Source organism: Halobellus sp. LT62 (assembly GCF_037031285.1).
Lineage (GTDB): Archaea > Halobacteriota > Halobacteria > Halobacteriales > Haloferacaceae > Haloquadratum > Haloquadratum salinisoli.
In genome coordinates this window covers 1,843,830-1,859,146 of the sequence record NZ_JAYEZO010000001.1, presented here as the reverse complement: position 1 = coordinate 1,859,146, position 15,317 = coordinate 1,843,830, and the positions used below count along the sequence as shown (strand labels likewise).

The following is a 15,317-nucleotide window of genomic DNA, read 5'->3' as shown; positions in this document are numbered from 1 at the left end:
TTCTTTGGAGACCTATCGTTATGCCGATCCGGCGCGTACTCTCACGTCTCCAACCGATGGTCCCTCCTGATGCCACCTCCGCTGTGCTGTGGTTCGACGAGCGCGGAGCCGATGACCTCGACGTCGCTGGCGGAAAGGGCGCGAACTTGACCGCGATGGTGCGGGCCGGCCTCCCCGTCCCCGGCGGGTTCGTCGTCACCACAGAGGCGTACCGGGAGCTCGTCGACTCACCGGCGATTAGAGACGCGATCGCTCGTCTCGAGAACGTCGATTCCTCAGATACGGACGCACTCGTGACGGCCGCTCGCGACGTTCGCTCGCTTATCGAGAGTCGATCCCTCATCGAGGCCGTCGAGACGGCAATCGCCGACGCTGTCGACTCGTGCGAGACGGCCGGCTCGTTCGCCGTTCGATCGAGCGCCACGGCGGAGGACCTGCCGAGCGCGTCGTTCGCCGGTCAACACACCACCTTCTTGGGCGTCGCACCCGCCGACGTCCCCGATCGCGTCCGCGACTGTATGGCCAGTCTCTTCACCGCCCGAGCGGTCGCCTACCGAGCCCGTACTGAGATGGCTCACGCCGAGTCGGCGATGGCGGTCGTCGTCCAGCCGATGGTCGACGCCGCGGCCGCGGGCGTTCTGTTCACGGCCGATCCCGCGACCGGGAACCGACGCGTCTCGTCGATCGATGCGAGCTACGGTCTCGGGGAGAGTATCGTCGCGGGCGAGGTCACGCCGGACCACGCGCTCGTGAACACCCGGAGCGACGAGGTGATCGAGTACGTGATCGGTACGAAGCGGGTCGCCTTCGAGCTGAATACGCCGCCGATCGCCGATACGGGGGTCCAAGCGACCGAATCCGGCGGGGATCGAACCCCGGAAAGAGGGGGGACGCGGAGGGTCGACCTTCCGAACGACCTCCGAGAGTCGCGCGTCCTCACGGACGAGCAGCTTCGGACGCTCGTCGGGCTCGGCGAGCGCGTCGAAACGCTGCTCGGCGCGCCGCAGGATCTCGAGTGGGCGCTCGCGGACGGCCGATTCGTCCTCCTGCAGTCTCGCCCCATCACCTCGCTGTTTCCGCGACCGTCGCCGACCCCGGAGGACGGCCGCCTCCACGTCTACGTCAGTATGGGTCATATGCAGGCGATGCCGGAGGCGATGCCGCCGCTCGTCCGCGACATCTGGCGGTCGTACACGAAAAACGCGGTCTCGGGTATGGATCTCTCCGCTTCGGACGACCTCACGGCCGAGGCCGGGGGACGGATCTATATCGACGTCACGGGGTTCCTTCGTCGGCCGATCCTCCGCTCGCGGTTGATCGAGCGGATCGCGGCGATCAACGAACCGATCTCGGCCGGCCTCGACACGATCGTATCGCGACGACCTGAGGAGTTCCCCTCCCGAGGAGTCCCGATCACCGCCCTCTCTCAGTATCTCGGGACGTCCGCGCGGGTGGTCCGATTGATCGGCCCCGCGATCCCCGGCATCGCCCGGAACGTCCTCGCGGCGCTGGCCGGTCGGGGGGTCACGCTCGAAGACGAGTCGTGGACCCGATTAGGTGATCTGTTCGTGGCACGGGTCACTGACGGGCCGACGCCGGAGGCCCGCGCTCGCGCCGTGTTTGACCCAGTCGATATCAGGGCGATCATTCGTGAGGTGTACCCGCGAATAAGCCCGTTGTTTCTCGCGTTCGCCGTCGGCGGGTGGCTCAAGCGAACGTTTCCGGATCGGCCCGAAGAGGTGAACGCGGTCGGTCGAGGGTTCGAACGCGATGTCGTCACACGCATCAACCTCGGTCTCGGCGATATCGCGGACATCGCACGGGAGCGTCCGAACGTCGTTGCCGGCCTCCGAGACGGCGCATCTCTCTCCGACATCGCGGAGGCCGAGGGCGGCAAACGCTTCCGCGAGGCGTTCGATGACTTTCTCGACGAATTCGGACACCGCGCGACCGGCGAAATCGACCTCAGCCGACCGCGGTGGCGAGAGGACCCGTCGATGCTCCTCGCCGTCGTCCGTGCGAATCTCGAACGCGAAACGACGGGCGAGCACCGCGAGCGCATCCGACGCCTCGTCGGGGAGGCCGAAGCGGCCGCCGACTCTCTCGAGGGACACGCCGACCACGGCTTGTTCGGGCCGCTTCGCCGCCGATACGTGCGCTGGCTGATACGCACGTACCGCGACACCGTCTACCTCCGGGAATATCCCAAGCAGGAGGCCGCCAGAGCGTTTACCGCGTGGAGAACGGCGCTGCTGGAGGCCGGCGAACGACTCGTCGACGCGGGCGCGCTCGACCGCCGAGACGACGTTTGGTACCTCCGTCGAGACGAGTTGTTCGCCGCGCTCGACGGCGAGGCAGTCGCTGTCGACATCGCTGCCCGCAGGCGGGAACACGCACGCAATTCCGGGATTGATGCGCCTCCCGTGATCACGAGCGAAGGTGAAGCCGTTCGTGCACGCCCCGAGCACGACGCGCTCGTAGACGGGACATTGGCCGGAACGGGCGTTTCCTCGGGCGTCGTCGAGGGGGTGGCCCGCGTCATTCGCGATCCGGCGACGGCGACGATCGAACCCGGGGAGATACTCGTCGCGCCGTCGACAGACCCCGGGTGGACGCCGCTGTTCTTGAACGCCGCCGGGTTGGTCTCCGAGGTCGGCGGTGCGGTCAGCCACGGCGCGCTCGTCGCCAGAGAGTACGGTCTGCCTGCCGTCGTCTCGGTTCCCGAAGCGACGAAGCGGATCCGAACCGGGCAACGCGTCAGAATCGACGGGACCCGGGGGACAGTCGAACTGCTCGACGAACGGCCGGAAGCCGGGGACAGCACGTCGGCCGAGTGAACCGCAGAGACAGCGGCTCGAACCCGTCGGTCGTGTGAATTATCGAAGTGGCGACCCCGTCAGTTGGAGTCACGTAACGTCGATCGAGAAATGGTGGGCCGCGCCCTCCCCGCGGTGAGCCCCAGTCGACGGTCGAGAAGCGCCCGCGAGGGAGGAGCCCCGTCGACGCGAACCGCTCAGTCGTCCGCGGGGGCGTTGCCGGAGCCGCTCGGCTCGACGCCGACTTCGATTTCGGCGGCGGCGGCCTTGTACTCCGGAATCTTCGCTCGCTCGTCGAGCACGTCGTTGGTGAGAACGTTCGCCGACGCGGCGGCGAAGTGCGGCGTCGTCCAGATGACGCCCTCCTTGATGTCTTCTGTCACGTGCGCTTCGAGTTCGATCTCGCCGCGGCGGGACTTGATCCTCACTGTCTCGCCGTCTTCGATGCCGTAGCGCTCGGCGTCGTTCGGGTGCACGTCGACGAAGTTATCTGGGTACTGGTTGTTGAGCCGCGGCGACCGGCGGCTCATCGTCCCGGTGTTGTAGTGCTCTTCGAGGCGCGCGGTGGTGAGGATCAGCGGGTAGTCGTCGTCGGGCACCTCCTTCGGCGGCTGGTGGGTGACGCCCTCGATGTGGCCGAGGCCGCTCTCGGTTTCGAAGCCGTCCTCGTAGAGGAACTGATCGCCTTCGTCGCCCGGCTCGTAGCAGGGCCAGTGGATGCCCTCCTCGCCGAGCGCGTCGTAGGTCATTCCGTGGTAGCTCGGGGTGACCTGTCGAAGCTCCTCGAAGACCTCTTCGGGGGTGTCGAATTCGAAGCCCTCGCCGAAGAGGCGGGTACCGACCTCACAGAGGATTTCGAGGTCGTGCTTCGTGTTCTCGTGGACCTTCTGGACGCCGCGCATCCGCTGGACGCGCCGGTCGGTGTTGGTGACGGTGCCGCCGCGCTCGGCCCACGTCGTCGCCGGGAGCAACACGTCGGCGTACTCCGCTGTCTCCGTCATGAAGATGTCTTGGACGACGAGGAAGTTGAGTTCCTCGAGCAGGTCGGCGACGTGGTTCGCGTTGGGCTCGGACATAATCGGATTCTCGCCCATCACGTACATCCCTTGGATCTGCTCGCCGATCGCGCCGGTGATCTCGACGTTCGTCAGGCCGGGCTCGTCGGGGATCTCGAATCCCCAGACGTCCTCGACGCTCTTTCGGGCCTCGTCGTCGTCGACGAGCTGGTAGCCGGGCAGGACGTTCGGCATCGCGCCGACGTCCGAGGTCCCCTGCACGTTGTTCTGGCCGCGAAGCGGGTTGACGCCGGTGCCGGCGCGACCGACGTTGCCGGTGATGAGCGCGAGGTTGATCTCGTTTTGGACGTTGTCGACGCCGCAGGTGTGCTGGCTCATCCCCATCCCGGTGAAGATGGTGGCGTTGTCGGCCGTCGCGTACTTCTCGGCGGCGAGTTCGATGTCTTCGAGCGGGACGCCGCACTCCTCTGCGGCGGCTTCCTTATCGAAGTCTTCGAGCGTCTCCTCGAGGTGCTCGATGCCCTCGGTGCGCGCTTCGATGAACTCCTCGTCGATCCAACCGTTCTCCAGCACCGTCTTGAGGACGATGTTGAGAAGCGGGATGTCGGTGCCGGGCTCCAGCTGAAGGTGCTGGTGGCGCTCGGTCTCCTCGATATCGAACGAACGGGTCGTCTTGTTCGCGTGCGGGTCGACCTGAATGACGGTCGCGCCCTCGAGAACGGCCTGTCGGAAGTAGTTGCTGTTGGCGATCGGGTGCTGTTCGGCGGGGTTCGCGCCCTGAATCCACAGCACGTCGGCCTCCGCTTCGAGGTCCTCCATACTGTTCGTCATCGCGCCCGCGCCGAGGCTCGTCCGGAGCGCGTAAACCGTCGAGGCGTGACACATCCGCGTGCAGTTGTCGACGTTGTTGGTGCCGTAGCGGCGCGCGAGCTTCTGGAGGAGGTAGTTCTCCTCGTTCATCGTCTTCGAGGAGCCGAAAAAGCCCATCGCGTCGGGGTCGAACTCCTCGCGGATCTCCTCCATCTCGGAGACGATGCGCTCGTAGGCCTCGTCCCACGTCGCCTCGCGGAACTCGCCGTCTTCTTTGATCTGCGGGGTGGTGAGCCGATCCTCGTGGTCGACGACCTGCGTCGCCGCGCCGCCTTTGATGCAGACGCGGCCGTCGTTGACGGGGGCGTCGCCCCACGGCATAAACCGCATATCGCTCGGTTCCTCGCCGGGCATTACTTGGATGCCGCAGCCGACACCGCAGTACGGACAGATCGTTTTCACCGGTTCCTGTTCTTCACTCGACATACTGTGGTTCCTCCGCGTTGTGGCTCATCTCTATTCGAATCCTTCCCTGCCACGAGTATGAATCTTTCTCACATACCTCGGCCGAGAATCCCGGACGAAAGCGCTAGGTCGCCGTTTTGCCCGGAATGAAAAAACGATTCTACCGCGACAATCGGTCGTCTCACGACGGTACGAGCCGACAGTCTGAGAACCCTCGCGGTACTAGTGCGAGTATGAAACTCACCGCAGCGTCAATCGAAGAACGAATCGACGCGTACCCCGAGTACCAGCCACTTTCGACTGTCGAGGAGGAACATCGCGACCTCCTGCCGCGGATGTTCGCCGACGGCGATTACGGGTGGCGCGATCCCGAGTGGGTCGTCCAGTGGTACGGCCGCCGGTTCTTGGGCGCGGTCCCGAACGCGGACCGACGCGCTATCGAGGACGCCTACGACGACAACGATTACGAGGACGTCCACGCCGCCATCTCGGCGGCCGTCGAGGCCGACACGGCGGCTGAGATGCTGTCGTCCCTGACGTCGCTCTCGGGTGTCGACGTCCAGATCGGATCGGCGTTCTGCCAGTTCATCGACCCGAGCCGGTACGTCGCGATCGACGAGCGACAGTGGTCGACACTGCGGTCGCTGGGCGAACTCGACGGCGACTACCCGGCGGAGCCGACCGTCTCCGACTACGAGCGCTATCTGGAGACCTATCGGATGATCGCGACGCGCTGTGAGTGCTCGCTGTGGGACCTCTATCGAGCGCTCTGGGTGATCGCCGAGGAGCAGTAGCGCCCGCGAGGAACGGTGACGATCGTCGGGAAGGCTCGAAAAATTTCCGCCGGCGTCCGCGCTCCAGTCGATTCTTGCCCGGTGAGAGGACGCGTTCGCGACCTCAGAACAGGCCGCTGATGTTGCCGTCCTCGTCGATGTCCATCCCCGCGGCGGCGGGGACGGCCGGGAGGCCAGGCATGTCGAGCACGTCGCCCGTCAGCGCGACGATGAAGCCGGCACCCGCGGAGGGATACAGCTCGCGGACTTCGAGCGTCCAGCCCGACGGTGCGCCCTTCTTCGAGGGGTCGTCGCTCAGCGAGTGGAAGGTCTTCGAGAGACAGACCGGCACGTCCTCGAAGCCGAGATCTTCGAGTCGCTCGATGTCGTCCTCCGCACCGCTGGTGAAGTTGACGCCGTCGGCACCGTAGACCTCGGTCGCGACGGTCTCGATCTTCTCTTTGATCGGGGCGTCGTCGGGGTAGAGGTGGTCGAACTCGTCCTCGTCGCCCTCGTCGACGGCCTCGATGACGTTCTCTGCGAGGTCGACGCCGCCCTCGCTACCGTCCGCGAAGACGTTCGACTCGGCGATCCGGACGCCGAGATCCTCGCGACAGTGGTCTAGAACCGCTTGGACCTCCTCGTCGCTGTCGTCGGGGAAGCGGTTGAGCGCGACGACGACCGGGACACCGAACTTCTGGAGGTTACGGACGTGCTTGTCGAGGTTCGCGAACCCGGCTTCGAGCTCGTCGACGCCGGCCTCTTTGACCTCTTCGAGGTCGGCGGGCCACATACCCATTCCGTGGTACTTCAGCGCGCGAACCGTCGAGACGAGCACGACCGCGTTCGGCGTCATATCGCCGAGGCGGCAGACGATGTTCATGAACTTCTCCGCACCGAGGTCGGAGCCGAAACCGGCCTCGGTGACGAGGTAATCGCCCATCCCGAAGGCCGCCTTGTCGGCGATGAGGGAGTTCGTGCCGTGTGCGATGTTCGCGAATGGGCCGCCGTGGACGAACGCGGGCGTGCCCTCGAGCGTTTGGACGAGGTTCGGCTTGATCGCGTCCTTCAGCAGCATCGAGGCCGGGCCGGTCGCGTCGATGTCGTCGACGGTGACGGGGTCGCCGTCCTCGGTGTAGGCGACGATGATGCGCGCGACGCGCTCTTTGAGGTCGCCGAGGTCCTCTGCGAGACAGAGGACGGCCATCAGCTCGGAGGCCGCCGTGAGCAGGAAGCGGCTCTCTCGGGGCGTGCCGCCGGAGGAGCCGCCGAGGCCGATGACGATGTCGCGGAGTGCGCGCTCGTTCATATCCATCGCGCGCGGCCACGCGACGTCGTTGACGTCGATGTCGATCTCGTCGCTCTGGGAGATCTTCGCGTCGAGCATCGCCGCGATGAGGTTGTGCGCTGAGGTGAGCGCGTGGAGGTCGCCGGTGAAGTGGAGGTTGATGTCCTCCATCGGGAGCACCTGCGAGTAGCCGCCGCCCGCCGCGCCGCCCTTCACGCCGAAGACCGGGCCGAGCGACGGTTCGCGGATCGCGATCATCGCGTCCTCGCCGACGTGGTTGAGCGTCTGGCCGAGGCCGACGGTCGTCACCGTCTTGCCTTCGCCCATCGGCGTCGGCGTCATCCCCGTCACCAGCACGAGGTTGCCCTCCTTGTTCTCGGCGTTGTCGCGAAGCCGAGTTACGGCGTCGTGGGACAGTTTCGCCTTGTAGTCGCCGTAAAGTTCGACGTCGTCGTCGCCGACTCCCCACGGTTCGAGGACGTCGCCGATCGGTTGTTTTTCCGCCGCCTTTGCGATCTCGTAGTCTGTCGGGAAACCGCCCTCGTCTTCGGACGCCATACTCTCGGGTGTCCGCGGAGGCCACGTAAGCGTATCGGAAAAAATTTACAGAAATCAGAGAGGACGTGTTTCAGATCGCACCAAACCCACTCCGAGCATACCGGATAAATTGTCTGTCTCGATGTATGCGTGCTGGGTATATCATTCCACAGATACCGCGATTCTCTCGGAATTTCCGCGAAGAGATCGAATACAGCGACGGGTGTTTCTCCGAGGAACTCGCGCTCACCTATCGGAACTAATCCGAGATACTCGAAAATTATCACCTGCGAGATAAGTATCTGAATAGTAATAGTTTCCGCGGTCGATCCCGCTGCGATAGGTTAATCAGGTAACCGACGACGATACGTTGGTATGAAATACCACGAGGCGGCCGACTACCTCACCTCGTTCCAGCAGCGGCGGCCGAAACTCGGTATCGAGACGACGGCGCAGATGCTGGCGCACTTCGACGACCCGCAGGGCGACGTCGATTGCGTGCAGATCGCGGGCTCGAACGGGAAGGGGAGCACCGCGCGGATGTTAGACAGCGTCCTCCGGCGCGCGGGCGTCAGCGTCGGGGTCTTCACCTCGCCCGGGCTGAACGACTTCCGCGAACAGGTGCAGGTCGACGGGCGGAAGATTCCGAAATCCAATCTCGCGACGTACGTCGAGGAGATCACGCCGTGCATCGATCGCCTTCGTGAGATTGACGACGAGCCCACCCACTTCGAGGTCCTGACCGCCATCGCGCTGCGGCACTTCAGCGAGATGGATGTCGACGTGGCCATTCTCGAAGTCGGGATCGGCGGCCGCTACGACGCGACGAGCGCGGTAGATCCGGTCGCGAGCGCCGTCACGAGCGTCAGCCTCGAACACACCGAACTCTTGGGCGACACCGTCGAGGAGATCGCTCGCGACAAGGCCCAAGTCGCACCCGCGAACGCCCCGCTCGTCACCGGCGCGCGCGGCGCGGCGCTCGACGCGATCCGCGAGGTCACGGACGTTATCACGGTCGGGCGAGAGGCCGATGAAACCGGGGAGGCCCCCGATGTCGTCGCGATCGAGACCGGGATGCACTCGGCCGTCGAAAGCGAGGTGCGGATAACCGGTCCCGGTTGGTCGGTGGAGACGCAGCTACCGCTACTGGGAGCGCATCAAGCCGCAAACGCGGGCGTCGCGGCGACGCTCGCGCGACAGATCGCGGACGTCGACAGCGAGACGATCGCCCTCGGGCTCCGGTCGGTCGTCTGGCCGGGACGGTTCGAGATTATGTCTCGGGAGCCGATGGTCGTCCTCGACGGATCGCACAACCCCGGTGCTGCGGAGACGCTCGCGGCCCTGCTAGACCGCTACACGTACGACGACCTCCACCTCGTGTTCGGCGCGATGGCCGACAAGGCGCACGGCGAGATGGTCGCGCCGCTGCCGCCGATCGCGACGGCGTACGCGACCCGTCCGGACCTCGATCGGGCGGCAGCGCCCGACGCACTGGCCGAAACGCTCGACTCCCGCGCCGATTCGGTCGAGATCGTTCCGTCGGTCGCAGAGGCGACCGAAGCGGCAATCGAATCGGCCGATCCCGACGATTTCGTCCTCGTCACGGGTTCGCTGTACGCGGTCGCGGAGGCGAGAGACCGCTGGGCTCGCTGTCTGGTCCCCACCGCCAGCACGCGCCGTGCGCACGTCGCCACCTCCTTCATCGGTGCCTCGTTCGACACCCCATCCGCGGATGTTCCGGGTGAGACGCCGCAAACCAATCACACCGGCATCGCCGCCGACGTGGACCGACAGCTGTTCAGGACGCACCTCAGGCCCGACCAGGCCGAACGAGTCGCCGAACTCGTCTCGTCGGTCGGCGGCGACTGCCGCAGCTCGACCGCGGGGAGCCCGAAAAAACTGGTCGCGACGGTGATCGCCGGAACGACGACGCAACTTCGCGAACTCGTCTCGAAACTCGCGGACGCGGGACTCGGACTCCGACACGTCGCGACCCAGCTCGACGAACAGCTCGGCCGGAACGATCCCCCGACCGAAGCGGGTCTCGGTCCGCTCGTCGGGGACGGTACGGCGGTGATGGGCATCCTCAACGTGACGCCGGACAGCTTCCACGACGGCGGCCAGTACGAGGCGCTCGAAACCGCGGTCGATCGGGCGGAAGCGATGGTCGACGCCGGTGCGGACGTCATCGATATCGGTGGTGAAAGCACTCGTCCCGGCGCGGATCCGGTTTCGGCAGACGAGGAGATCGACCGCGTCGTTCCGGTCATCGAGGCGGTCTCCGCCCTCGACGTCCCGATCTCGGTCGACACGTGGAAGGCCGAGGTGGCCGACGCCGCACTGGAGGCCGGAGCGGACATCGTCAACGACGTGTCCGGCCTCGCCGATCCGGAGATGCCGTTCGTGATCGCCGAGCACGACGCCTCGCTCGTGTTGATGCACAGTCACTCGATTCCGGTCGATCCCGACAGTTCCCCCGTCTACGACGACGTCGTCGACGACGTGATCGACGCGCTCAACGAACAGACCATCCGGGCAGAGCGGGCCGGGATCGACCCGCGGAAGATCGTGATCGATCCCGGGTGCGGGTTCGGCAAATCGCCTGACGAGTCGTTCGCGCTCATCGACCGCGCCGGGGAGCTCCGGGCGCTGGGCTGTCCGGTGCTGATCGGTCACTCGCGGAAGTCGATGTTCGCGGCGGTAGATTACGTCGACGACGGTCGACTGACGCCCACCGTCGCGGGAACGGCGATCGCCGCGGACCGCGGTGCGGATGTGGTTCGCGTCCACGACGTCGAAGCCAACGTGGCGGCGCTGCGGATCGCTGAAGGACGGCTGAGTCGGGAGTGACAGTTCTCATCGAGAACTCCGCCTGATCGTTCCCGATCGACACACTTTCACGACGTCTTGTGTTAGCTCGTGTCGTGATTCTTCAGACTGCCTACGACCCCTCGATCGTGGCCTCCGCCCCGGCGTCGTATCGAGCGGCCGCGGCGTTTCTGAGTACCGTTCTCGTCGGTGGCGCGGTCCACTACCGGTACGGGAACCGTCTCAGGGCTGCGGTCGAGGCGTCGACGGAGAACCTCCCGCTCGCCGTATTCTACGGGTTCTTCGCCTACGCGTTGGCGGGCTTTCTCGTCGCCTACGGATTCACCCAACTCGCCGGACTCGGCGTCGGCTCCCCGGTCGTCTTGACGATCGCGTTCGTCGTTCTCGGCGGCGCGTTGCTCACGCTCGGCGGAATCGGATACGTCGTCCTCGGCGTGTGGCTCGCCGACAGAGCCGGGTTGGGAGATCCGTGGATCGGTCTCCTCGGGGCCAGTCTCGTCGGTGCCGTAGCCGTCCTCGTCCTCCCGTTCGTCCTCGGGGCCGTGGCTTGGTTCGGTCTCGCGGCGTTCGGTATCGGTGGATCGGTCCGTCGATGGATTCACGCGGACGCGGCCGAGCGACAAGCAGCAAATAACTGAGGTCTAAAACGTGCGGCCGTACTCCCAGCGGGCGCTTTGCGCGGTCGAAGCGGCCGCCCGGAATTAAACGTCTCCAGCCCGTAGGTCGACGTACCGTTCGCTACTGCGTACTCGTTCGATCCCCCGGCGGCGTACGATCGAGCCAGTGACCCTGCGAACGCTACGATAGCCATGGCATCGACCCCACCTCTCGCGGGCGTCGCCCCGCGTGCCCTGCAGTTGCCGTTCGAATCACTCGCCGACCTCGTGAGCCTCGCCGGCACGCTGGTCTTACTGCTGCTCCTCGTCGCGTTCGTCGGCTTCCTCTACCGCAGCGTGCGAGGCGAGGGGATTCAGTGGCCCGACGATATTGAATCGGACGACGATGAAGTTAGCCGACGCCCGCCCGACGAGGACGACGACGAGTGGAAGTACTACTGACAAACGGCGACTGAGGCGTTCGACTGCTGCGGTTCGGTGAGCCGGGATCTCGTATCGTAGTTCGTGACTCGGCGTCTCGTCGGCTCGAAATATCGCTGTCGCTCCGGAGTGATCGAGTGTTCTGATAAGGAGATAGTCGGTGTACTCGTCGTCGAAACGTCCGTTCGGGGGGTCGTCGCCGCCGGATTAGTCACCCCCTTCGGTGTCTGCGCCGCCTCTAATCTCGGTTACCGTCTCGTTACCCGTGGTGACGACGTCAACCTCGTCTTGGTCCGTGAGGTCTTGGATGCGTTCGGCGAACTGCTCCGAAGACAGGATCTCGTGCTCGTTTTTGAGCCCCTGATAGACGGTGTAACACATCAAGACGAGGATGATCGCGAACGGGAACCCGGTCGCGATGGCGGCCGTCTGCAGCGCGTTGAGTCCGCCCCCGATGAGCAGGACTGCCGCGACGGCCCCCTCGGTGACGGCCCAGAAGATACGCTGGACCTTCGGGACGTCGTGTTTGCCACCCGAGGTGAGGTGGTCGATGACGAGCGACCCCGAGTCCGAAGACGTGACGAAGAAGGTGATTACCAGAAGCGTCGCGAGTAGTCCGGAAATCGCCCCGAGCGGGAACTGCTCCAGCAGGGCGAACATCGCGACGGTCTGTCCGAGCTCGTTGTACGTCGCCAGCGCCGCGCCGTTACCGACAATCGTGTTCTGCAGTGCGCTGCCACCGAACGCTGCGAGCCACAGCGTCGAGAACAGCGAGGGCAGGAACAGCACGCCCATCACGAACTCACGGACCGTCCGGCCCTTCGAGATGCGCGCAATGAACATCCCGACGAAGGGCGACCAAGCGATCCACCACGCCCAGTAGAACACGGTCCACGCGCCGACCGTTCCGCCGCCTTCACCGAGCGTGCCGGTGAAGAACGCGAGCGAGAGGAGGTTTCCGAAGTAGGAACCGAGTCCTTCGACCCACGCGCCGAAGATGTAGAGCGTCGGGCCGACGATGATGATGAACCCGAGCAGGGTCAACATCAAATAAAGGTTGATCGTACTCAGCCGCTTGACTCCGCCTTCGAGACCGGCGGCGACGGACATCGTCGCGATTGCGGTAATCCCGGCGATCAGCACGACCTGCGGCATCGTCCCGGTCGGGATGCTCACGAGACCGAGCATATCGCCGAGCACGTACGAGAGGCCGGTGTTCACCTGCGCGACGCCCAGCCCGAGCGACGTGGCCAGTCCGAACAGCGTCGCGAACACGGTCACCAAGTCGATGATGTGGCCGGGCCAGCCGTAAATTCGCTCACCGAGGAGGGGCCAGAAGATCGACCGGAAGGTCAGTGGCAGCCCCCGGTTGAACGAGAAGAACGCCAATCCGAGGCCGACGAGACCGTAAATCGCCCACGGGTGGAAGCCCCAGTGGAAGAACGTCTGGGTCATCGCGGCGACGCCGGCCGCGCCGGTCCCCGCCTCAGCGCCGAAGAACCCGGGCACGTTCGAGACGTAGTACAGCGGTTCCGAGACGCTGAAGAACATCAGGCCGATACCCATCCCGGCGCTGAACAGCATCGCCATCCACGAGAAGTCCGAGAACTCCTTTTCGGCTTCGACGCCGCCGATCCGGATCGTTCCGAACCGCCCGAGCGCGAAGTACAGGATGGTTACGATGAAGATGTTCACCGCGAGCAAGTAGAACCAGCCGAAGTTGCCCTCGAAGAATCCGCGGACCGCAGCGTACGCCTGTGCGGCCTGCTCTCCGAGAAGCACGGTCGCGGCGATGAACACCGCGATCAAGAGCAGTGCGACCGGGAAGACGATCGGATGGATATCGAACCCGAACCGCTGGATGTTGGTGTCGCCGGGGCTCCGATCTGATTCCGGATGGAACAGCTCTACTTGCAACCCGTCGGACATCCCTCCGTCGTCGCTATCTGACATACGCTACCTCCGCTGAACCGCAATTGTTGTTGAGTGTTGGTATCATCGTCTTGTGGTCGATTCGGAGTGAGTGGTTTGCGTGGTCCCTCTCACTGACCCACTTTCCCGTCCGATTCAGTTGGCTGGCTGTACTTTCGACGCCGGGAGTGTCCCACCGTCGCGTGCTGTCGGTTGAGTCACTCCGTAGTGGAATGTTACACAACCTCACGCACTAACAATCATTGAGTTCTATTAAAGCTTGGGCAATATTCGCCTGTGAGCGACTGAAACCCGTGTAATTCCTCAATAGGAGAACGCACGTGCCCCTTCGCGCCCGGCTTTTTATCGGCCAATGCGTTTACTATCGTGCGGCGAATTCGTGTTCGTGCATCGTGTCTGATCAACTGCGTGGGCTGTGGCCCAGAAAACCGCCGGCTCGGCCGTGTATCCGCCTCTGGAATCCGGGACGGCTACCGTGTGTGCACGGACCTACATCCTCATCGTGATTGATTATTTACGTGTTGTGTTCGGGTGGGTCTGTCACATCGGGGAGCGAATCGTGTCACCGCTCCGCGTCGATCCCGATAACCCGGGCTTCCGACTTTCGAGCCCCGAGACGAGTACGACTACGCTGGACGGTGACGTGGGATGGGCCTCTCGTCCGCCCGCACTGTTACGCTGCAACCGGTGTAACAGCGACGTTAGCCAGCGACATCCACACGACGATATCGACTGTTCCCGATGCGTCGCGACGTACGACTACGACGAGTTTCCCGACCTCGAACTCCGATATTTCACCTGTCCGGTTTGCGGCTCGGAGATGGAGCACGGACGGCGGCATCCGAGGGTGATCGACGTTCCGGAGTGGGCCACTTGTCACGGGTGTCGGTACCACTGGGAGTTCAGACACGACTTCTGATTTCGGCGACGATAGTATTATCTCTCCCACGTGTCGTCTCGGTGTATGGACAACCCACTCGCGACGGCTGCTGCGATCTTTGTTGTGGTGCTCTTGGCCCTCGCACTCGCGGCGATGACCATCGGCAACTACGCCGTTGCGGGCGTGTTGTTCCTCTCGGCGAGTATCGTGATCTATCTGCGTGAAAAACGGTTCGTCAAACCCTGAGACGGCCTCGTTGACGAATGAGAGGGAGTTCGCGATCGCGTCGCCCACCCCAGGGACGGTTTCTGTTCCACGTCAGACTTCTTCCATCCGCATTCGCTGACTGACGACCGGAACCGTCGCGCTCCGCACCACTTTGTCCATCGTGCCGCCGAGCAGGCCGCCGATCTTCCCGCGGTAGGCCGATCCCATCACGATGGCGTCCATTCCCTCGTCTTTCGCGTAGTCGACGATCTCCTCGCTCGGCGTGCCGGTCCGCGTCTCCGTGACGACGTCGACGCCGTGCTCTTCGCCCATCTCCGAGAGCTCCGAGAGCACCTCGTCGCCGTATCGCCGATAATCCTCGCGCATCTTCTCTTCGTCGTCTCGCAGTGCCAGCGCTCGCGGTGTCCCCGGTAAGTCGATGACGTAGAGACCGTGAACGGTCGACCCGAGTGCAGCAGCGAGTTCGATCCCGTGTTTAGCGCCCTTTTCCGCCTCGTCGCTCCCGTCGTAGGGTATCAGTATCTGATCGTACATCCCTGCGAACCATTCGCACTGACACGACCCGATCACAAATAACTTTCCGCGTTTATCGACACGAACGAACGGAATCTGGCAGAGAAACGCGACAGAGGGCGCACGCCCCGGAATCAGAAACGTCGGCTCTCCGATCGGAACCGTGTCCGGTCCGAACGGCTACCGATCCGAA

The 15,317-nt window shown here is 64.5% G+C and carries 10 protein-coding genes; 6 read left to right on the top strand and 4 right to left on the bottom strand.

Annotation, left to right across the window (positions count from 1 at the left end; translation table 11 throughout):
* Positions 1-20 precede the first annotated feature (20 nt).
* A complete protein-coding gene (locus U5919_RS08900) occupies positions 21-2,837 on the top strand; it encodes a PEP/pyruvate-binding domain-containing protein (protein ID WP_336023713.1) in 2,817 nt (938 codons plus the stop codon).
* Positions 2,838-3,013: 176 nt separating this feature from the next.
* On the opposite strand, the gene fdhF is transcribed toward U5919_RS08900, so the two are convergent.
* Positions 3,014-5,128, bottom strand: a complete 2,115-nt coding sequence (fdhF, locus tag U5919_RS08895; protein WP_336023712.1) for a formate dehydrogenase subunit alpha — start codon at positions 5,126-5,128, stop codon at positions 3,014-3,016.
* 212 nt (positions 5,129-5,340) lie between these two features.
* On the opposite strand from fdhF, the gene U5919_RS08890 reads away from it, so the two are divergent.
* A complete protein-coding gene (locus U5919_RS08890; RefSeq protein ID WP_336023711.1) occupies positions 5,341-5,901 on the top strand; it encodes a hypothetical protein in 561 nt (186 codons plus the stop codon).
* 103 nt (positions 5,902-6,004) lie between these two features.
* On the opposite strand, the gene U5919_RS08885 is transcribed toward U5919_RS08890, so the two are convergent.
* A complete protein-coding gene (locus U5919_RS08885; RefSeq protein ID WP_336023710.1) occupies positions 6,005-7,726 on the bottom strand; it encodes a formate--tetrahydrofolate ligase in 1,722 nt (573 codons plus the stop codon).
* Positions 7,727-8,080: 354 nt separating this feature from the next.
* Between U5919_RS08885 and folP the strand changes: the two genes are divergently transcribed.
* From folP to U5919_RS08870, 3 genes are all read left to right on the top strand, one after another.
* Positions 8,081-10,555 (top strand): dihydropteroate synthase, encoded by a 2,475-nt coding sequence (gene folP / locus U5919_RS08880; RefSeq protein WP_336023709.1) that lies wholly within the window; start codon positions 8,081-8,083, stop codon positions 10,553-10,555.
* 74 nt (positions 10,556-10,629) lie between these two features.
* On the top strand, positions 10,630-11,172 hold the full coding sequence (locus U5919_RS08875) for a hypothetical protein (protein WP_336023708.1): 543 nt from the start codon (positions 10,630-10,632) through the stop codon (positions 11,170-11,172).
* Positions 11,173-11,343: 171 nt separating this feature from the next.
* Positions 11,344-11,592 (top strand): hypothetical protein, encoded by a 249-nt coding sequence (locus U5919_RS08870; RefSeq protein WP_336023706.1) that lies wholly within the window; start codon positions 11,344-11,346, stop codon positions 11,590-11,592.
* Between the two features lie 186 nt (positions 11,593-11,778).
* On the opposite strand, the gene U5919_RS08865 is transcribed toward U5919_RS08870, so the two are convergent.
* Positions 11,779-13,524 (bottom strand): BCCT family transporter, encoded by a 1,746-nt coding sequence (locus U5919_RS08865; protein ID WP_336023704.1) that lies wholly within the window; start codon positions 13,522-13,524, stop codon positions 11,779-11,781.
* A gap of 943 nt (positions 13,525-14,467) precedes the next feature.
* Here U5919_RS08865 and U5919_RS08860 point away from each other — a divergent pair.
* Positions 14,468-14,629, top strand: coding sequence for a hypothetical protein (locus U5919_RS08860; protein ID WP_336023701.1), 162 nt, complete (start codon positions 14,468-14,470; stop codon positions 14,627-14,629).
* 72 nt (positions 14,630-14,701) lie between these two features.
* Here U5919_RS08860 and U5919_RS08855 read toward each other — a convergent pair whose 3' ends face one another.
* Entirely contained in the window at positions 14,702-15,145 is a 444-nt protein-coding gene (locus U5919_RS08855; RefSeq protein ID WP_336023699.1) for a universal stress protein, read from the bottom strand.
* Positions 15,146-15,317 lie beyond the last annotated feature (172 nt).

Bases quoted from the DNA above. Each gene is read 5' to 3' on its own strand.
- U5919_RS08865 (WP_336023704.1), bottom strand. From the start codon at position 13,524: ATGTCAGATAGCGACGACGGAGGGATGTCCGACGGGTTGCAAGTAGAG.
- U5919_RS08870 (WP_336023706.1), top strand. From the start codon at position 11,344: ATGGCATCGACCCCACCTCTCGCGGGCGTCGCCCCGCGTGCCCTGCAG.
- U5919_RS08890 (WP_336023711.1), top strand. From the start codon at position 5,341: ATGAAACTCACCGCAGCGTCAATCGAAGAACGAATCGACGCGTACCCC.
- U5919_RS08885 (WP_336023710.1), bottom strand. From the start codon at position 7,726: ATGGCGTCCGAAGACGAGGGCGGTTTCCCGACAGACTACGAGATCGCA.
- folP (WP_336023709.1), top strand. From the start codon at position 8,081: ATGAAATACCACGAGGCGGCCGACTACCTCACCTCGTTCCAGCAGCGG.
- fdhF (WP_336023712.1), bottom strand. From the start codon at position 5,128: ATGTCGAGTGAAGAACAGGAACCGGTGAAAACGATCTGTCCGTACTGC.
- U5919_RS08860 (WP_336023701.1), top strand. From the start codon at position 14,468: ATGGACAACCCACTCGCGACGGCTGCTGCGATCTTTGTTGTGGTGCTC.
- U5919_RS08900 (WP_336023713.1), top strand. From the start codon at position 21: ATGCCGATCCGGCGCGTACTCTCACGTCTCCAACCGATGGTCCCTCCT.
- U5919_RS08855 (WP_336023699.1), bottom strand. From the start codon at position 15,145: ATGTACGATCAGATACTGATACCCTACGACGGGAGCGACGAGGCGGAA.